Source organism: Nocardia nova NBRC 15556 (assembly GCF_001613005.1).
Lineage (GTDB): Bacteria > Actinomycetota > Actinomycetes > Mycobacteriales > Mycobacteriaceae > Nocardia > Nocardia nova.
The window spans coordinates 117656-139160 of the sequence record NZ_BDBN01000006.1; the positions used below are offsets into that span (position 1 = coordinate 117656).

Annotated in this window: 2 protein-coding genes; both read left to right on the forward strand. The window is 70.0% G+C overall.

The window, feature by feature from the left end; all coding sequences use genetic code 11:
• The first annotated feature begins 14 nt into the window (after nucleotides 1–14).
• A complete protein-coding gene (locus NN2_RS03755; RefSeq protein ID WP_063010345.1) occupies nucleotides 15–10820 on the forward strand; it encodes a type I polyketide synthase in 10806 nt (3601 codons plus the stop codon).
• Nucleotides 10817–21505 carry a type I polyketide synthase gene (locus tag NN2_RS03760; protein WP_063010347.1) on the forward strand — a complete coding sequence of 3563 codons (10689 nt, stop codon included), beginning with the start codon at nucleotides 10817–10819 and terminating at the stop codon, nucleotides 21503–21505. Before NN2_RS03755 ends, NN2_RS03760 begins: the two co-directional genes overlap by 4 nt.

A 21505-nucleotide genomic window follows, 5' to 3' on the forward strand; every position in this document is an offset into this window, starting at 1 on the left:
AGGAGCTCCCACCGATGGCCGACAACGACGAGCTGCGGCAATACCTCAAGAAGACCGCGAAGGAGCTGTACGAGACCAAACAACAACTCCGTGAGCTCACCGACCGGTCCACCGAACCCATTGCCATCGTCGGCATGTCCTGCCGGTATCCCGGCGGTGTGCGCTCGCCCGAGGACCTGTGGCGCCTGACCGCCGACGGTGTGGACGCGGTCGGCGGCTTCCCCACCGACCGCGGCTGGGATCTGCAGCGGCTCTACGACCCGGATCCGGATGTGCCGGGCACGGTGTACACCCGCGAAGGCGGATATCTCGATGCCGTCGGCGACTTCGACGCGGCCTTCTTCGGAATCAGCCCCCGTGAGGCCGCGGCGATGGACCCGCAGCAGCGCCTGATGCTCGAAGTGTCCTGGGAAGCCCTGGAGCACGCCGGCATCGATCCGATGTCGTTGCGCGGCAGCGGAACCGGCGTCTTCGCCGGAGTCATCCACCAGAACTACGGTCCGCGCATCGGCACGTCGGCGACCAGCAGTGAAACCGAAGGCCACGCCTACTTCGGCGTCGCGAACAGCGTGCTGTCCGGCCGGATCGCCTACACCCTGGGCTTCAAGGGCCCGGCGATTTCGGTCGACACCGCGTGCTCGTCGTCCCTCGTGGCGATTCACCTCGCATGTCAGGCGTTGCGCAACGGGGACGCCACCCTCGCGCTGGCCGGTGGCGTCACGGTGATGTCCGATCCGTCCCTGCTGATCTCGTTCGCGCGCCAGCGGGGGCTTTCGCCGGATGCCCGCTGCAAGGCGTTCGCGGCGGCCGCCGACGGCACCGGCTTTTCCGAAGGCGTCGGCATGCTGGTGCTGGAGCGGCTGTCCGAGGCCCGCCGGCTCGGCCACACCGTGCTGGCGGTGGTGCGTGGGAGCGCGGTGAATCAGGACGGCGCGAGCAACGGCCTGACCGCTCCGAACGGACTGTCCCAGGAACGAGTCGTCGCGCAGGCGTTGGCGAACGCGGGTCTGGGGGCCTCGGATGTCGACGTGGTGGAGGCGCACGGCACCGGGACCAAGCTGGGCGATCCGATCGAGGCGACGGCACTGATCGGCGTCTACGGGAAGGGGCGCGCACACGGACCGCTGCGTTTGGGCTCGCTGAAGTCGAATATCGGGCATACGCAGGCCGCCGCGGGGGTGGCCGGCGTGATCAAGATGGTGCAGGCGATGCGGCACGAGATGTTGCCGCAGACATTGCATCTGGATGCGCCGTCGCCGCATGTGGATTGGTCGGCGGGAACCGTACGACTGCTGCGCAGCAGCGAACCGTGGCCGGCGGGGGAGCGGGTGCGCCGGGCGGGGGTCTCCTCGTTCGGGGCCAGTGGTACCAATGCCCATCTGATCGTGGAGGAAGCGCCCACCGAGCCGGTCACGGACCCGGCGAGTGCGGATGTGCCGGATCTCGATCCCATCGCCTCCGATGTGGTCCCGCTGGTGATGTCGGCCAAGTCCCGCGACGCGCTGCGCGCGCAGGCGGATCGCTTGCGGCAGTGGCTGCTCGGCGATCCCGATGCCGATCCGTGGGACGTCGCCCATTCGCTGACGACCTCGCGGGCGCTGTTGGATCACCGCGGTGTGGTCCTCGGCCGCGGCCGCGACGAACTGCTCGCGAGCCTGGCCGATCTGGCGACGGGTGCGCCGAACACAATCGAGTCGAAAGTGCTTGCGGGACAGACCGCCTTCCTGTTCACCGGGCAGGGTGCCCAGCGAGCCGGTATGGGCGCCGGTTTGTACCGGGCGTTTCCGGTGTTCGCGGCGGCGCTGGACGAGTTGTGCGCGGAGTTCGATCCGCTGCTCGGCCGTTCGCTGCGGGAGGTGATGTTCGCCGGTCCGGATGCGGTGCTGGATCGGACGGAGTTCACGCAGCCCGCGCTGTTCGCGTTCGAAGTGGCGCTGTTCCGGCTGGTCGAATCCTTCGGTGTGACACCGGACGTGGTGATCGGGCATTCGATCGGAGAGTTGGCGGCCGCATATGTGGCCGGGGTGTGGTCACTCTCGGACGCGTGCGCCCTGGTGGCCGCGCGTGGCCGGTTGATGGGTGCGCTCCCCGCGGGCGGCGCGATGCTCGCCGTGGCGGTCGAGGAGGCGCGGGCGGTCGAGATCGCCGCCGATTCCGGCGGCGCGGTGGAGGTCGCGGCGGTGAACGGCCCGTCCTCGACGGTGCTGTCCGGAGATGTCGACGCCATCGCGGAGATCGAGCGGCGACTCGGCGCTCTCGGTGTCGAGACCAACCGGTTGCGGGTCACGCAGGCCTTCCATTCGGCGCGGATGGATCCGATGCTGGCCGAGTTCCGGTCCGTCGCCGAGAGCGTCACGTACCGCCCGCCGAACCTGCCGGTGGTGTCGAACGAATCAGGCGATGTCGCCGGAAACGCGGTGACACAACCGGAGTACTGGGTGCGCCAGGTACGCGGCTGTGTGCGGTTCGCGCCGGGAGTCGCGGCGCTGGTGGCGGCGGGAGTGCGCCGTTTTGTCGAGGTCGGCCCGAATGCGGTGCTGGCGGCGATGACTCGCGAATGTCTGGCCGAACTTCCGGAGGTCGAGCCGGCCGCTTCGGTGGTGGCGACAGCGCGGCGCTCGGTCGACGAGGTGGTGCGGTTCGCCACGGCGTTGGCTGAGCTTCAGGTGGCGGGTGCGGCAGTGGATTGGGCCCCGTGGTTCGCGGGCCGGAACGTGCGGCGAGTTCCGTTGCCCACCTATGCGTTTCAGCACCGGCGGTACTGGCTGCAGCCCGCCGGCGAGGTGTCGCCGGCGTCGGATCATCCGATTCTGACCGGCGTGGTCGGGCTGGCGGGCAGCGACGAGTGGCTGTTCACCGGCCGGTTGTCGTTGCGCACTCATCCGTGGATCGCCGACCACACGACCTACGGTGTCGTGGTCGTGCCGAGCGCGGCCTTGATCGAGTTCCTGCTCGTCGCGGGCGGCCGGATCGGCTGCGGGGTGGTCGACGACCTCACCCTGCAGGCGCCGATTCTGCCGACCGCGGACGACGAGATCGAGCTGCAGGTCCTGGTGCAAGCGCCCGACCAGGCCGGGCGTCGCCGGTTCGAGTTCTATTTCCGGACCTCGGCGGACGACGACTGGGTACACAACGCGACCGGCGCACTGGCGGCGCAAGGGGACCATGACTCGGAGTTGTCGGCGCGGTTGCGGGCGGAGCCGTGGCCGCCGGCCGACGCGGAACGGGTCGATACCGCGGGACTGGCCGAGCGGATCTACCGGGATGCCGGGCTCGAATACGGTCCGGCGTTCATCGGGGTGCGCGCCGCATGGCAGCGCGGCGACGCGGTCTTCTCCGAGGTCGTCCTCGATACCGCCGCCGCACCGGAGGCCGCTCGCCACGATCTGCATCCGGCCCTGCTGGATCTGGTGCTCCACGCGGGCTTTTCGCGGCTGATGTGGCGGGACGCGGATTTCCCTCCCGATACGGGCCGGTTGTTGTTCCGGTGGGGCGGTGCGCGATTCCACCGGCAGGCGGGTGAACGCCGGGCCGAGGTGACCTCGCTGCGGGTCGTCGCGATCGCGAGCGGGACCGAAACCATCTCCGTCGCGGCGGTCGATCCGAACGGCGACCCGATCGTCTCGGTCGACGCGGTGGTGATGCGCCCGTACGACCTCGGCGAGTTCCGGCGGATCCTGGCGCGCGACGACGTCGGCCTCTACGAGGTGCGGTGGGAGTCCGCGCCGGCGAGCCCGGCCGCCTCGCAGGCCCCGTCGATGGCGGTACTCGGCAGCGCGCCGCTACCGGGGATCGGCGCCTGCTACGGTTCCGTCGCCGAACTCGTTGCGGCCGAACGGGTTCCGGATGTAGTGGTGTGGCGAGCCGCAGCGCAGGCCAGTGCCGATGCCGCCGATGTCGCGGCGGCGGTGCGGGCGCACGTGCAGGGCACGCTGACGGTACTGAAGTCCTGGCTCGCGCAGCGATCTCTCTCCGACGTCCGGCTGGTCGTGGTGACGGCGGGAGGTGCCGGATTGCCCGAGGCGCAACCGGATCCGGCCGCCGCCGCGCTGTCGGGACTGGTGCGCAGTGCGCAGTCGGAGAATCCGGGGCGGTTCGTTCTACTCGACACCGACCCCGCCGTGTCGGTGGACGGTGATCTGATCGCGGCGGTGGTGCGCTCGGGTGAACCGCAGGTCGCCGTGCGCGGTCGGCAGCTGCTGGTTCCTCGGTTGACGCGCGCCTCGGCAGCGGACGAGACCGGTGTCGCGGCGTCGCCGTGGGATGCGACGGTGGTGATCACCGGTGGCACCGGTGGCCTGGGCGCCCTGTTCGCCCGCCATCTGGTCGCCGAACACCGTGTGCGCAGACTGGTGCTGACCTCGCGCCGCGGACCTGCGGCCCCCGGTGCCGACGCCCTGGCCGCCGAGCTGACGCGGGCCGTAGCCGACGTCCGGATGATCGCCTGCGATATCGCGGATCGCGAGGCGGTGGCACAGCTGGTGGAGACTCTCGATCCCGCCGCCGGGCCGATCGCGATCGTGCATGCCGCCGGGGTGCTCGACGACGGCACCGTCGAGTCGTCGACCCCCGAGCAGGTGGATCGGGTGCTGGCGCCGAAGGTCGACGGGGCATGGCATCTGCACGAGTTGACCCGCGACCGCGATGTGTCGGCGTTCGTGCTGTTCTCCTCCGTCGCCGCAGTGCTCGGATCCCCGGGGCAGGGCAATTACGCGGCGGCGAACGGATTTCTGGACGCCCTCGCCCAATCGCGGCGAGCGGCGGGGATGGCCGCGACCTCGGTGGCGTGGGGGCCCTGGCATCAGGGCAGCGGCATGACCGGTGAGGTGGACGATGCGGCGCTGCGCCGCTGGGCGCGCCTGGGCCTGGGGCAGCTCGCCGACGCCGACGGTCTGCGCCTGTTCGATGCGGCCCTCGCGCACGTTCGACCGATACCCCTGCGATTCGACGCGACCGTCCTGCGGCGCGCATCCGACGCCGTCGCGGTTCCCGCCGTACTGCGTGGATTCCTGCCCCGCTCGGCGCGACCGGCGCGCACCGAATCGGCCGCGGCGTTGTCGCTGGGCGCGAGGTTGGCCGGGGTGCCGGAGGCACAACGCCGTGATGTCGTGCTGGAGGTGGTGCGCGAGCAGGTGGCCGCCGTGCTGGGGCACGACTCGGGCAACGATATCGGCCCCGACCAGCCCTTCGACGAGATCGGTTTCGATTCCCTCGCCGCGGTGGAGTTCCGCAACCGCCTGGCCGAGGCCACCGGCGTGCAGCTGGTATCGACTCTCGTGTTCGACCACCCGACCCCGTCGGCGGTGGCGAAACTCGTGCACTCCCGCATCGCGCCGGTCGCGGCCGGCGCAGCCGCCGTCGAGCCCGTGCGCCGGGTGCGGACCGACGAACCGATCGCGATCGTGGGGATGGCGTGCCGCTTCCCGGGCGGTGTGGAATCACCGGACCACCTGTGGGACCTCGTCGCCTCCGGAACCGACGCGACCGGCGAGTTCCCGTCGGATCGCGGCTGGGAGCTCGAGCGACTGTTCGACCGGGACCCGGACAAACCCGGTACCGTCTACACCACCCGCGGTGGATTTCTCTATGACGCAGCGGATTTCGATCCGGGCTTCTTCGGGATCAGCCCCCGCGAAGCCGTCGCGATGGATCCGCAGCAGCGATTGCTGCTGGAAGTGTCGTGGGAGGCGCTGGAGCAGGCGGGTATCGACCCGGTATCCCTGCGCGGCAGCGATACCGGAGTGTTCACCGGCGCCGGCGCCTCGGGCTATGTCGACCGCGTCGAGGGCGAACTCGAGGGCTATCGGCTCACCGGTAACACCAGCAGCGTGATATCCGGGCGGGTGGCCTACGTGCTCGGGCTGGAGGGGCCGGCGGTGACCGTGGACACCGCATGCTCGTCGTCGCTGGTGTCGCTGCATCTGGCCTGCCAAGCGCTGCGCCAAGGTGACAGCTCGCTGGTGCTGGCCGGTGGTGTCACCGTCGCGGCCAGCCCCTATCTGTACGTGGATTTCGCGCGGCAGCGCGGTCTTTCGCCCGACGGCCGGTGCAAGGCCTTCTCCGCGGAAGCCGACGGCGTCGCCTTCGCCGAGGGTGTCGGTGTGCTGGTGCTCGAGCGGCTCTCCGATGCCCGGCGCCGGGGGCACGACGTGCTCGCGCTCGTGCGCGGGACGGCGGTGAACCAGGACGGTGCGAGCAACGGATTGACCGCGCCGAACGGTCCGTCGCAAGAACGAGTGATCGCGCAGGCACTCGCCAATGCCGGGCTCGCACCCGCCGACGTGGACGCGGTGGAGGCGCACGGGACCGGCACCCCGCTCGGTGATCCGATCGAGGCCAACGCGTTGATCGCCGCGTACGGGCAGGACCGCGGCGACCGGGAGCCGTTGCGGATCGGCTCGATCAAATCGAATATCGGCCACACCGTCGCCGCGGCCGGTGTCGGTGGCGTGATCAAGATGGTGCAGGCGCTGCGGCACGAAACCCTGCCCCGGACCCTGCACGCGGATGCGCCGTCCCCGCATGTGGATTGGTCCGCGGGCGAGGTGCGGCTGCTGACCCGGCCGGAACCGTGGCGCGCGGGGGAGAAGGTGCGCCGGGCCGGTGTGTCGTCGTTCGGTGTCAGCGGCACCAACGCGCACGCGATCCTCGAGGAGGCGCCCGCCACCCCGTCGGGCGTCTCGGCGCCGGCCGCCGCCGACCACCGACCGCCGATGCCGTGGCTGGTGTCGGCCAAGAACGAGACCGCCCTGCGGGCGCAGGCGGCCAAGCTGCGGAACTGGCTGCTCGACCATCCGGATGCCGATCCGGCGGATGTGGCGTATTCCCTTGCGACCGCACGCACGCAGCACGAGTGCCGGGCGGTGGTGCTCGGTGGTGATCGTGAGCAGATGTCGGCGCGACTCGCGGCGCTCGCGTCCGGAACACCCTCGCCCGCAGTGATTTCCGGCACGGTGTGCACGGGCAGGACGGCCTTCCTGTTCACCGGCCAGGGTGCGCAACGCGTCGGAATGGGCGCGGAGCTGGCAGCGGCGTTCCCGGTATTCTCCCGAGCGCTGGACGAGGTGTGCGCCCGGTTCGATCCCCTGGTGGGATGTTCGTTGCGGCAGGCGATGTTCACCGGGCACGGAAGTGACGCGGCCGCCGCGGAGACCGGGATGCTGGATCGGACCCGGTTGACCCAGCCCGCCCTGTTCGCCTTCGAAGTGGCGATGTGCCGGCTCATGGAGTCGTTCGGTCTGAGCCCCGACCTGGTGATCGGCCATTCGATCGGCGAGCTGGCCGCGGCGTATGTGGCCGGCGTGTGGTCGCTCGACGATGCCTGCGCACTGGTCGCGGCGCGCGGGCGGTTGATGGCGGAGCTGCCCGAGGGCGGCGCGATGCTCGCGATCGCCGCATCGGAAGCCGAAGTCGATTCGGCAACAGTCGAATTCGGTGATCGAGTAGCCATTGCGGCGGTGAACGCGCCGGCGGCCGTGGTGGTCTCGGGTGACGAAGACGCCGTCGGCGAGGTCGAGCGGCAGTTCACCGAGCGGGGCCGCCGGACGAGCCGATTGCGGGTCTCGCACGCGTTCCATTCCGCGCGGATGGAGCCGATGCTGGCCGAATTCGAGCAGGCGGCGGCCGGTGTGTCCTTCGTCGTTCCCCGCATTCCGCTGGTATCGAACGTCTCGGGCCGCATTGCCGGCGAGGAGATCTCGGATTCGGGGTACTGGGTGTCGCAGGTGCGTGCCGCGGTGCGTTTCGCGCCGGGTGTCGAGACTCTGGTGGCGGCGGGCGTGCGCCGCTTCCTGGAAGTCGGGCCCGACGCGGTGCTGGCGGCGATGACGCAGCAGACCCTTCCCGCGGAGATCGAGGAGCGCTCCGCGATCGCCGCGGCGGCCCGCCGGGAGCACGACGAGGTCGAGCAGTTCCTGACACTGCTCGGCCGAGCGCATACCGCCGGACTGCCGGTCGACTGGACTCGGCTGTTCGCCGACCGCCGCAATACCCGGGTCGCTCTGCCCACCTACGTCTTCGAACATCGCCGGTACTGGCTCGACCCCGCCGCCGGGGACGCCCGGAATACTTCGGAGCATCCGCTGCTCACCGACGTGGTGCGCGTGGGCGATCGCGACGAGTGGCTGTTCACCGGGCGGCTGTCGCTGCGCACCCAGCCCTGGATCGCCGACCACACCAGCTACGGAGTGGTGCTCGTCCCGAGCGCCGCGCTGATGGAGATGCTGGTGGTCGCCGGTCGGCGGATCGGATGCGGCGCCGTGGACGAGCTCACGCTCGAGGCGCCGATCCTCCCGCCGGCGCAGGGCGATGTCGAGCTGCAAGTGCTGGTGCGGGAACCGGATCCGACGGGCCGGCGACCGTTCACCTTCCACTACCGGCTGCCCGGCCGGGACCTGGAATGGGCGCGCAACGCCAGTGGTGTGCTGAGCGGCGAGCAACCGGCCGGCTCCGAACTCACCGACATCCTGCGCGCCGAGGCGTGGCCGCCGGCCGACGCCGAACCGGTCGATCCCGCATGGATCCCGGCCCAGGTCGCCCGGGTCGCCGGCCTGGAATACGGGAGCTCGTTCATCGGCATCGACGCCGCATGGCGTCGGGGCGACACGATCTTCTCCGAGGTCACCTTGAACCGCGAGGTCTCGCCCGATCGGTTCCAGTTGCATCCGGCCCTGTTCGATATGGCGCTCCATGCCGGACTCGTCTGTTTGATCTGGTCCGACGACCCTGGTGACCGTAGCGAGGGCAAGCTCCTGTTCCGCTGGGGCGCAACGCGATTCCATACCACCGCACGGGTGACCACCCTGCGGGTGATGGCCGTCCGGCGCGGCAGCGAGACGACCAGCGTCGTGGCCGTCGATCAGGACGGAAATCCGGTGTTCTCCGTCGACGAGGTGGTGATGCGTTCCTACGATGCCTCGCAGTTGCGCGCCACGCTGCCGGGTGCGCGTGCGAGCCGGTACGGGTTGGGCTGGACGGTCGTCGAGCCCGGCGAACCGCTTCCGGGCCGTATCGCGCTGCTCGGGACCGCGCGGGTGCGCGGAGTCGAGGAGCGGTATCCGGATCTCGCCGCCCTCGCATCGGCGCCGGCCGTCCCGGATGTCGTCGTGTGGCCCGAATCCTGGGGGGCGCAGAGTGATTCGCCGTTGTCGGCGAACGACCGCGTGAAAACGGCCCTGCGCACGGTGCACGACTGGCTGGCGGAGGCTCGCTTCGCGCGGTCGCGGCTGGTGGTGCTGACCGACCGTGCGGCGGCGCTGCCCGGCGAAGCTCCGGATACCGGATCGGCGGCGATCGCGGGACTGATCCGCAGCGCCCAGACCGAATATCCGGAACGGTTCGTCCTCCTCGACGCCGCCGAGGGCACGGACCACATCTCGGCCGAGCGGATCGCCGCCGCGATCGCGACCGGCGAACCCCAGATGGCGCTGCGCGCCGGCCGCCTCCTGACGCCGCGCCTCGAGCCGGTGACATCCGTTGCGGCCGAGCCGGTTTCGTTCGGCTCCGGAACCGTCCTGATCACCGGCGGCACCGGGGGGCTGGGCGCGTTGCTGGCACGACATCTGGTCACCGCGCACGACGTGCGACGACTGCTGCTGGTATCGCGCCGCGGCGAACGTGCCCCCGGCGCAATCGAACTCGCCGACGATCTGGCGCGTCTCGGTGCCGACGTGCGGATCGCCGCCTGCGATGTCACCGACCGCGATGCGCTGCGGGAGGTGCTGGCCGGCATTCCCGCCCAGCATCCGCTCACCGGGATCGTGCACGCGGCGGGCGTCCTCGACGACGGCACCGTCCACACGTTGACGGGTGCGCAGGTGGATCGGGTCTTCGCGCCCAAGGCGGCCGCCGCCGAGTACCTGCACGAGCTCACCCGGGGGATGAATCTCGAGGCGTTCGTGATGTTCTCCTCGATCTCCGGGATCATCGGGTCGGCGGGGCAGGCGAATTACGCCGCCGCGAACGCCTTCCTGGACGCGCTCGCCGCGCGACGCCGCGCCGAAGGGCTACCGGCCGACGCACTCGCCTGGGGTCCGTGGCAGCCGGACATCGGTATGACGGGTGGGCTGGATCGCGCCGCTCTCGGTCGATTGGAGCGCCTGGGTCTGGCGCCCCTGGACCGCACCGAGGGCCTGCGGTTGTTCGACGAAGCCCTCGCCGCGGACGAATCGTTCTCGGTGCTGATGCATCTGGATACCGGGAAGTTGCGGTCGGAGGCGTACGACGGCCTGGTACCGCCGGTATTGCGCGGATTCGTGCGCGCCCGCGACCGTTCGGTCACCGCGGTCGCCGCCGAACCGGCACTGGGGGAGCGGCTGCACGGCGTAGCCGAGGCGAAGCGCCCCGGCGTCGTCCTGGACGTGGTGCGCGAACAGGTGGCCGCGGTGCTGGGCTACGACTCGCCCGACGACGTGGGGCCCGATCGCGGGTTCGACGCACTCGGCTTCGATTCCCTCGGCGGTGTGGAGTTCCGGAACCGGCTGTCGAAGACGACCGGACTGTCGCTGCCCTCGACCCTGGTGTTCGACTATCCGACCGCGCGCGAGGTCGCCGACTACGTGCTGGCACAGATCGCGACGGTCGCGCCTGCCCCGGTGACGCCCGCGGCGTCGGACGATATCGCCCGGCTCGAGGCACTGCTCGAGCGGATCATCGCCGCCGGCGCCGACAACGACGAGATCCGCGCCGGATTGCGCGGGGTCGACGAGCGCCTGCGCACCTTCCTCGGTGCCGAGGCGACCGCGCACGAGTACGACGACCTCGAATTTACCTCCGACAGTGAGCTCTTGGATTTGATCGACAAGGAGTTCGGCCCGGCATGAGCAACCCCGAGACCAGCAACGAGGAACGGCTCAGCCGGTATCTGCGGAAGGTCACCGCGGACCTGCGCGCCGCCCGGAAACATATTCAGCACCTGGAAGACCGGGCCGGCGAACCGATCGCGATCGTCGGGATGAGTTGCCGATATCCGGGTGGTGCCGACACTCCGGCGCGGTTGTGGGAGCTGGTCGCCGCTGGCACCGACGCCGTCGGGCCGTTCCCGGCCGATCGTGGCTGGGACCTCGAGCGTCTGTTCGACCCCGACCCCGGTACACCGGGAACCGTCTACACGCGCGAAGGGGGGTTCCTCGATGCCGCAGGCGATTTCGATGCGGGATTCTTCGGCATATCCCCGCGCGAGGCCGCGGCCATGGATCCGCAGCAGCGGTTGTTCCTGGAAGCGGCCTGGGAGGCGCTGGAGGACGCCGGGATCGATCCGATCGCGCTGCGCGGTGGCGACACCGGGGTGTACGCGGGTGTGATCCATCAGGACTACGGGCCCCGCGTCGGTTCGCCGGGCCTGACCGCGGAGTCGGAAGGCCATGCCTACCCGGGTGTTTCGTCCGCCGTCCTGTCCGGGCGGGTCGCCTTCACCTTCGGATTCAAGGGCCCCGCGCTCTCGGTGGACACCGCGTGTTCGTCGTCGCTGGTCGCGCTGCACCTCGCCTGTCAGGCACTGCGTCAGGGCGACACCTCGCTCGCCCTGGTCGGCGGAGTCACCGTGATGTCGGATCCCACCCTGCTGATCGCCTTCGGCCGGCAGCGCGCGCTGTCCCCGGACGGACGGTGCCGGGCATTCGCGGCGGGAGCGAACGGGACCGGATTCTCCGAAGGGCTCGGCATGCTCGTCGTGGAGCGCTTGTCGGACGCACGCCGCAACGGTCATCAGGTTCTCGCGCTCATCCGAGGCAGCGCGGTCAACCAGGACGGCGCGAGTGCCGGCCTGACCGCGCCGAACGGCCCGTCGCAGGAGAAGGTGATCACCGATGCGCTCGCCAACGCCGGTCTGACGCCCGCCGACATCGACGTGGTCGAAGCGCACGGCACCGGCACGACGCTCGGCGACCCGATCGAGGCGCAGGCGTTGATCGCCACCTACGGCCGCGAGCGCGTCGCGGGCCCGCTCCGGCTCGGCTCGCTGAAGTCGAACATCGGGCACACCTCCGCCGCGGCCGGGGTCGGCGGGGTGATCAAGATGGTGCAGGCATTACGGCACGATCTGCTGCCCGCCACTTTGTACGTCGACGCACCGTCCCCGCATGTGGACTGGTCGGGCGGCGGGGTGCGGCTTCTCACCACCGCGGAACCGTGGCCGGCGGGCGAGCGGGTGCGTCGCGCGGCGGTGTCCTCCTTCGGTGCCAGCGGCACCAACGCGCATCTGATTCTGGAGGAGGCTCCTGTTCCGGAGGCGGCATCCGCCGACCCGGTGGGCGACGGCGCCGATCGTGTGCGGGCCGTGGGATCCGCTGTCTCGCCGTGGCTGATCTCGGCGAAGACCGAGGCGGGCCTGCGGGCGCAGGCGGGCGCGTTGCTGAATTGGGTGACCGAACAGCCGGACCTGGCAGTCGACGACATCGGCTGGTCGCTGGTGACGACCCGTGCTCAGCTGGAGTACCGGGGTTCGGTCGTGGCCGCCGACCGGGAGACGATGGTCGCCGGACTGGCAGCACTCGCCGAACACGGTTCGGCGACCACAGCGGGCGGAGTGGTGACGGGGCAGGCGGTCACCCGGAAGGCGGCCTTCCTGTGCACCGGTCAGGGCGCGCAGCGGGTCGGGATGGGGCGGGAACTGTACGCGGCGTTCCCGGTGTTCGCTGCCGCGGTGGACGAGATCTGTGCGCAGTTCGATCCGCTGCTGGGCGGCTCGCTCGCCGAGCTGATGTTCACCGGACGGTGGTCGGGCGGCGGTCTCGACGAGACCGACGGCCATGTGCTCGATCGGACCGAATTCACCCAGCCCGCGCTGTTCGCGTACGAGGTCGCGCTGGGCCGGCTCCTGATCTCCTACGGCATGACACCCGATGTGCTGATCGGACATTCGATCGGCGAGGTGGCGGCCGCCTGCCTCGCCGGCGTGTGGTCGCTGCCCGACGCCTGCCGATTGGTGGCGGCCCGCGGGCGGCTGATGGGGCGGTTGCCACAGGGCGGCGCCATGCTCGCGGTCGCGGCGAGCGAAGCCGAGGTCTCGGAGGTGCTGGCGGCGGTGGCCGGCGATATGCGCCGGGTGTCCATCGCGGCGGTGAATTCCCCTGTCTCCGTCGTGGTTTCGGGCGACGATGATGCCGTCTCGGCAGTCGGCCGGTGGTTCGCCGACCGTGGGCGCAAGACGTCGCGGCTGGCGGTATCCCACGCGTTCCATTCGCACCGCATGGAACCCATGCTGGCCGAATTCGAGGCCGTCGCAGGGGATCTGACCTATCACCGTCCGCGGATTCCACTGGTGTCCACCGTGTCGGGCCGGATCGTCGGCGACGAAATACTGGAACCCCGGTACTGGGTCGAGCAGGTGCGGGCGGCCGTGCGGTTCGCTCCGGGCGTGGACGCCCTCGTGGCAGCGGGTGTCCGCCGGTTCCTGGAAGTCGGCCCGGATGCCGTCCTGACGGCGATGGTCCGCGAATGCCTGCCGGAGAATATCGAATCGCAGTCGTCGGTCGTCGCGGGCGCGCGTCGGGGCCGGCCGGAGGAGGAGCAGCTCGTCGACTGCCTGGCCCACGCGCACGTGGTGGGCTTCGACGTCGATTGGCCCGCGTTCTTCGCCGGACGATCGGTCTCGCGAGTGCCGTTGCCCACCTACGCTTTTCAGCGTCACCGCTATTGGCTCGCGTCCGGCTCCCACACCGCCGACCTCGAGGCGGCCGGTCTCGGTGCGGTCGACCATGCGCTACTGGGCGCGGTGATCTCGGTCCCCGAATCCGATGGCCTGCTGTTGACGGGCCGGCTGTCGGTGGCAACCCAGCCGTGGCTGGCCGACCACACGATCGCGGGGCTGGTGGTCTTCCCCGCCACCGGCTTCGTCGAGCTCGCGCTGCATTCCGGGATGCGGATCGGCTGTTCGACGCTGACCGAACTGGGGTTGCGGGCACCGCTGGTTTTGCCGGAGTCCGGCGGCGTCGCCCTCCGGGTCGTGGTCGGCGGCCGGGACGAGGAGGGCGGCCGGACGGTGCGGGTGTTCTCCTGCCCCGACGGTGATTTCGAGGCGAATCCGTCCTGGACATTGCATGCCGAGGGCGTTCTCGCCGAGGGCGAGGACGCCGGCTTCGACCTGATGTCGTGGCCGCCGGTGGGCGCCGCCGCCGTCGACGTCGACGGTATGTACGACGAATTGCTCGGTGCCGGTTACGGATACGGCCCGGCGTTCCAGGGGGTGCGTGCGGCCTGGCGGCGTGGAGACGAGTTGTTCGCCGAGGTCGCGTTACCCGACTCGGCCGCAGCCGAGGGTTTCGGCATTCATCCGGCGCTGTTCGACGCGGCGCTGCAGCCCGGGATGGTCCGCGGCGCGGACGCAGCGTCCCCGGCGTTGCCGTCCACATGGACCCGGGTGACCCGGTATTCGGTGGGGGCCGCGGTGGTGCGGGTGCGGATCGTCGTCGACGGCGACGAGTTCGGGGTGCGGATCGCCGACGATCGCGGGCGGCCGGTGTTGTCGGCGGCTGCCGTGGCCCCCCGGCCGATTTCGGCCGAGGAGTTGGGTGCGCGCCTGGCTGATCGGAATCTGTTCGATGTGGAGTGGGTCGCCGCCGCGCGGTCCTCGGTGGCGACCGTTGTGCCCGAACGTGTGGCGGTAATAAGTTCGCCGGCCGGCCATCCCGACCTCGAGACTCTGATCGACACTCTGGCCGCGTCCGAGGATTCGGTAGTTCCGGAGGCCGTTCTGTGGGAGTGCCCCGAGTTCGAGGGTGCGCCGCCGGAGGCGGCCCGGCGCGTCGTCACCGATGTTCTCGGCACGCTCCAACGCTGGTTGAGCGATTCTCGCTTCGAACGGTCGCGTCTGGTTGTGGTGACCCGATTCGCCGTGGCCGTCGATAAGTCCGACCCGGTGAGCCTGAGCCACGCCCCGGTGTGGGGTTTGTTGCGCGCCGCACAGGCGGAACACCCGGACCGGTTCCAGGTGCTCGACCTCGACAGGGCGGATTCGGAGCGGGACCCGAGCACTGTGGCGGCGTTGTCCGCCGCGGTTGCGGACGAGCCCGAAGTCGCGGTGCGCGGCGCGGAGGTGCTGGTTCCGCGGTTGCGTCGCCGTGAGTCCGGCGCACTCGTTCGGACCGTGGAGCGGGGCACGGTGCTGGTCACCGGTGGGACGGGAGGGCTCGGTGCGTTGATCGCCCGGCACCTCGTCGCGAATCACGGTGTGCGGCAACTGCTTCTGATCTCACGTCGCGGAACGGTGGCCCCCGGCGCGATGCGGTTGCGCGACGAACTGGTCGAACTCGGCGCGCAGGTGACTATCGCCGCGTGTGACGTATCCGATCGGGCCGCGCTGGCCGCGGTGATCGACGGCATTCCCGGCGAACATCCCCTCACGGGAGTGGTGCACGCGGCCGGAACGGTCGACAACGGTGTGATCGAATCGATGACCGGGGAACGGATCGACTCGGTTTTCGCTCCGAAGGTCGATGCGGCGTGGCACCTCCACGAGCTCACGCGCGATCGTTCGCTGTCGCTGTTCGTGTTGTTCTCCTCGGCGGGCGGGCTCGTCCTGGCTGCCGGGCAGGCGAATTACGCCGCGGCGAACGTGTTCCTGGATGCGCTGGCGGCGCATCGCTGCCGTGCGGGATTGCCCGCGACATCGGTGGATTTCGGGCTGTGGGCGCGGTCGAGCGGGCTCGGCGTCGACTTGTCCGAGGCCGATTTCGAACGGATGCGCCGACAGGGGTTCCCGCCTCTGACCGAATCGCAGGGTGTGGCGCTGTTCGATTCGGCGTTGGCCGCCGATACGGCTCAACTGGTGGCGCTGCGGATCGATCCGGCGATGCTGCGCACCCGCGGTGCGGGGATTCCGGCGCTGGTCCGCTCGATCGTTGCGGTCATCCCACGCCGGCAGTCGACACCCGCGGCGGGACCGGCATTCCTGCGGCTGCCGGCTGGTTCGTCGGACTCCGATCGTGCGGCAGCGGTGCTCGACCTGGTTCGATCGGTGGCTGCCGGTGTTCTCGGGCATCCGTCCGCGGATGCGGTCGAACCGCGGCGAGCGTTTCGGGAGTTGGGTTTCGATTCCCTCGGTGCGGTCGAGTTCCGGAACCGGCTCGACGCCGCGAGCGGTCTGAAACTACCAGCGACGCTCATCTACGACTATCCGACTCCCGAAGCCGTCGCGCAGTTCGTCCGTTCGGAACTCGACGGCGTGAGGACCGCCGATACCGGTGTGCCCGAACGCATTCGGAACGAGGGTGACCCGATCGCGATCGTCGCGATGAGTTGCCGATATCCCGGCGGGGTTGCCTCACCGGAAGACCTGTGGCGCGTGGTCGCGGCGGGCACCGATACCACCGGGGTGCTGCCGGCGGATCGAGGCTGGGATATCGACACCCTCTACGATCCGGAACCGGGAAAGGCGGGTCGTACCTACACCCGGAACGGCGGATTCCTCTATACCGCAGCGGATTTCGATGCCGACTTCTTCGGAATCAGTCCCAACGAGGCCACCGCGATGGATCCGCAGCAGCGGCTGCTGCTGGAGACGTCATGGGAGGCCTTGGAACGCTCCGGCGTCGACGCGAACGCGTTGCGCGGCAGTGCGACCGGGGTCTTCACCGGGGTGTCGTTCCACGACTATCCCGCCAGCGCGAATACGGGATCCATTGTGTCCGGGCGGGTTTCGTATGCATTCGGCTTCGAGGGCCCGGCGGTCACCGTGGATACGGCGTGTTCGTCGTCGCTGGTGGCGATGCATCTGGCCGCGCAGTCGCTGCGGTCGGGGGAGTGCGATCTGGCGCTGGCCGGTGGCGTGACGGTGATGGCGACACCGGATGTCTTCGTGGAGTTCAGCCGTCAGCGTGGCCTGTCTCCCGACGGCCGGTGCAAGTCGTTCGCCGAGGGGGCCGACGGAGTGGGCTGGTCCGAGGGTGTCGGTGTACTGGTGCTGGAGCGGTTGTCGGATGCGCGTCGCAACGGTCACGATGTCCTTGCGGTGCTTGCGGGTTCGGCGGTGAATCAGGATGGTGCGTCGAATGGTTTGACCGCGCCGAACGGTCCGTCGCAGCGGCGGGTGATCCGGCAGGCGTTGGCCAATGCTGGTCTTTCGCCCGCGGATGTGGATGCGGTCGAGGCGCACGGCACGGGGACGACGTTGGGTGATCCGATCGAGGCCCAGGCGCTGCTTGCCACCTATGGGCAGGATCGTGCCCCGGATCGTCCGTTGTGGTTGGGATCGTTGAAGTCGAATATCGGCCACGCCCAAGCCGCGGCGGGTGTGGGTGGTGTGATCAAGATGGTCATGGCGATGCGGCACGGGGAACTGCCGCGGACACTGCACGTCGATCGGCCGAGTACGAAAGTCGATTGGTCCGAGGGCAATATCCGGTTGTTGACCGAGTCGGTGGCGTGGCCGGAGGTGGATCGTCCGCGCCGGGCCGGTGTGTCCTCTTTCGGGATCAGCGGCACCAACGCGCACGTCATCCTCGAACAGGCCCCGGAGACCGACTCGCGACCGGCAACCACGACGGCACCGGCCGGCGGCGTGCTGCCGTGGGTGGTATCGGCGCGCACGGGTGCGGCGCTCGCCGACCAGGCCCGGCGGCTGGCATCCCATCTCGCCGACCGTGAATACGACTCGGCCGATATCGGCTTCTCCATGGCGACGAGGATGGCGTTCGACCACCGTGCGGTGGTGTTGTCCTCCGAGCGCGAGGGCCTGCTGGCCGGGATCCGAGCGCTGGGCCGCGGTGAGTCCGTGCCCGGTGTGGTGTCGGGTCGGGTGGTGCCGGGTTCGACGGGTGTGGTGTTCTCGGGGCAGGGGGCGCAGTGGGCCGGTATGGCTGCCGAGTTGCGCGGTGCCTACCCGATGTTCGCCGAGCATTTCGACGCGATCGTTTTGCAGCTGGAACCTGCTCTGGGACAGTCGGTTTCACTGTCGGATGCGTTGGTCGACGAGGCGTTGGTCGATCGGACGGTGTTCGCGCAGGCGGGTTTGTTCGCGTTCGAGGTGGCGTTGTACAGGCTGCTGGAGTCGTGGGGTGTGCGGGCGGATGTGGTGGCGGGTCATTCGATCGGTGAGGTTGCTGCTGCGCATGTGGCGGGTGTGTTGTCGCTCGAGGATGCGTGTGTGTTGGTGGCGGCGCGTGGTCGTTTGATGCAGGCGTTGCCGGCGGGTGGGGCGATGGTCGCGGTGGGTGCCTCCGAGGCGGATGTGCTCCCGCTACTGAGCGGAGATGTCTCGATCGCGGCGGTGAACGGTCCGTCCTCGGTGGTCCTGTCCGGCGCCGAATCCGCCGTCACCACGGTGGTCGAGGCGAGTGCCGAACGCGAGTGGCGGACCAAGCGCTTGCGTGTCTCGCATGCCTTCCACTCGTCACTGATGGAACCCATGCTCACCGAATTCGACTCGGCGATAGCGGGTTTGACGTTCACACGCCCTATCGTCCCGCTGGTGTCGACCGTGACCGGTGCGCAGGTCGGCGACGAGATGTGCGATCCGTCGTACTGGGTGGGGCAGGTTCGCGACACGGTGCGCTTCGCGGACGCGGTCACCGCGATGGCGGATCTGGGGGTGTCCCGCTTCGCCGAGGTCGGACCGGACGCCGTCCTGTATCCGATGGTCGATCAGACCCTGGACGGGCGCACCGCGCCCGCGGGCCGCGCTGCCGCCGTGGTGGCGTTGGCTCACCGGGGCCGGGCCGACGCCGCGAGCGTGACCGCCGGCGTGGCCGCGCTGTTCGTCGCCGGTGCCGAGGTGAACTGGGCCGGTCTCTACGCCGGTACCGGAAGCCGTCGAGTCGATCTGCCCACCTACGCTTTTCAGCATCGGCGGTATTGGGCGAACGTCGCGCCCGCGGCCGCCGACGGTGGCGCTCGGGCACTGGGATTCGTCGATACCGGGCATTCGCTGATTTCGGCGATGGTGCCGCATCCCGACTCCGGCGCCGTCACCCTCAGCGGTCGTCTCTCGGTCCGTACCCATCCGTGGCTGGCTGATCACCGGGTGATGGATACGGTGCTGTTTCCCGGAACCGGGTTCGTCGAGCTCGTGCTGCACGCCGGCGACCAGGTCGGCTGCCCGGTCCTCGACGAGTTGGTGCTGCGGGCGCCCTTGGCGCTCCCGGAAACCGGTGGGGTCGCGATCCGCGTGGTGGTCGACGAACCGGATGACACCGGACTCCGAGCCGTCCGGGTCTTTTCCTGTCCCGATGCCGAGGTCGATTTTACCCCGTCCTGGACATTGCACGCCGAAGGCGTTGTCGCCCAGGACGATACGACGCCCGATTTCGACCTGGTGTCGTGGCCCCCGGCGGGCGCCAGGGCTGTCGACATCGACGGTGTGTACGACGCACTCGATGCCCAGGGCTACCGGTACGGGCCCGTATTCCAGGCATTGACCTCGGTCTGGCGCGGGCCCGACGGCATCTACGCCGAGGTGGCGGTACCCGAACACGTGCGCGCCGACGCGGCCGGATTCGGGCTGCATCCGGCTTTGCTCGACGCGGCCTTGCACGCCGTGCGCTCGGCCTCGGAGACGGCCACGACGGAGGTGCCCACGACCGGCATCGCCCTGCCGTTCGAATGGTCGGGCGTCACCGCGTACGCGGGCGGCGCCGACTCGCTGCGGGTTCGGCTCACTCCGCAGGGCGAGCACGGCGTGGCTCTGGAGCTCGCCGATTCGACGGGCATGCCCGTGGCGTCAGTGCGCCACCTCGCGTCTCGGCCGATCGATCCCGCACAACTCACCACCGGGGCGGCCGCCGGACGGAATGCGTTGTTCCAGGTCGGCTGGACACCGATATCGATCCCCGAAATCGAGACGACGACGGTCCGATGGGCAGAGCCGGCCGACGATGTCCCCGGCCTCGTCGTGTGGGACTGCCCGGCCGGTGACGATCCCGCCGCCGTCCGCGCCGCGACTCACGCCGTGCTGCACACCCTTCAGGAGTGGACGACCGCCTCCCGCTTCGCCGATTCGGTGCTGGTGGTCCGGACCGAGGGCGCGGTATCCGTTGCGGGCGAGGAGATCACGAACCTCGCGGGTGCGGCGGTCTGCGGACTCGTTCGTTCCGCGCAGACCGAACATCCGGGCCGGATCGTCCTGCTCGATACCGACTCCGGCGTGCCGGCCGGACTGGCGGCCGTGGACGAACCGCAGATCGCTGTCCGCGCCGGACAGGCATACGCCACCCGTCTGACCCGCGTCACCTCCGTGTCGGCTCCGGCGGCGGACAATCTCTTCGCCGCCGACGACACCGTCCTGATCACCGGTGCGAGCGGCTATCTCGGCGGGCTGCTCGCCCGGCACCTGGTCACCGCGCGCGGTGTGCGCCGGCTGCTGCTGGTGAGTCGTCGCGGTGAATCCGCCGACGGCGCAGCGCAATTGCGCGCCGAGGTGGAACAGCTCGGCGCTCGGGTCGGCTTCATTTCCTGCGACGTCGCCGACCGCGAGGCATTGGCCGCGGCGTTGTCCACCGTCCCGGAGGAGCATCCGGTCACCGGCGTCTTCCATCTGGCCGGTGCGCTCGACGACGGCGCGATCGGTTCGCTCACTCCCGACCGGTTGGACACGGTGTTGCGTCCGAAGGTCGATGCCGCCCTGCATCTGCACGACCTGACCCGGGATCTCCCGCTGAAGGCGTTCGTGCTGTTCGGTTCTGTGGCCGGCACCTTCGGCAATGCCGGGCAGGGAAACTACGCGGCGGCCAACGCGTGTCTGGATGCGCTGGCCGTGCATCGCCGGGCCGCCGGCCGGCCCGGGCAATCCCTGGCGTGGGGTCTGTGGGAGGCGCAGGGCGGAATGGCCGCCGAGCTCGATGTCGCCGCGCGGCAGCGGATAGCTCGTTCCGGTGTGCTGCCGCTGCCGGCGGAACAGGGTCTCGCCCTGTTCGATGCCGCGACACGGATCGACGCCGCGACGCTGGTCCTGGCCCGATTGGATCCGACCGCGGTGCGCGCCGCCGGAATGGTTTCGCGCCTGTTCACCGACGTGCTCCCGCAGCGTCGCACCGCGGCGTCGGGCGCGGCCGCGTCGTTGCGTGCCAGGCTGGCCGACACCCCGGACTCCGAGCGTCTCGCGGTACTGGTGGCGATCGTGCGCGGCCAGGTCGCAACGATTCTGGGCCACGACCACGCGCATGCCGTCGACGTGGACAAGGCGTTCAACGAGCTGGGTTTCGACTCGGTCACCGCCGTGGAGTTCCGCAACGTTCTGAAAACCGTCACGGGTCTGCCGCTGCCCGCGACCCTGGTATTCGACTATCCGACGCCCCAGGCTCTCGCCGACCGTCTCGTCGAGATGCTTGCCGAGAGCGACTCCGGCGAGCCGGAAGCGTTGCCGGAGGACGAGATTCGTCAGGCCCTGCGGACGATCCCGCTCTCCCGGCTCCGGGAGGCGGGGCTGCTGGATGCGCTGATGGAACTCGCGCAGGACGGGCGGACATCGCGCGGTGAAACAGACGGCACCGATCACAGCGTCGCGGACGAGTCCATCGACGACCTGGACATCGACGACCTGATCGACCTGGCCTACAACGGCTCATCAGAGGACTGA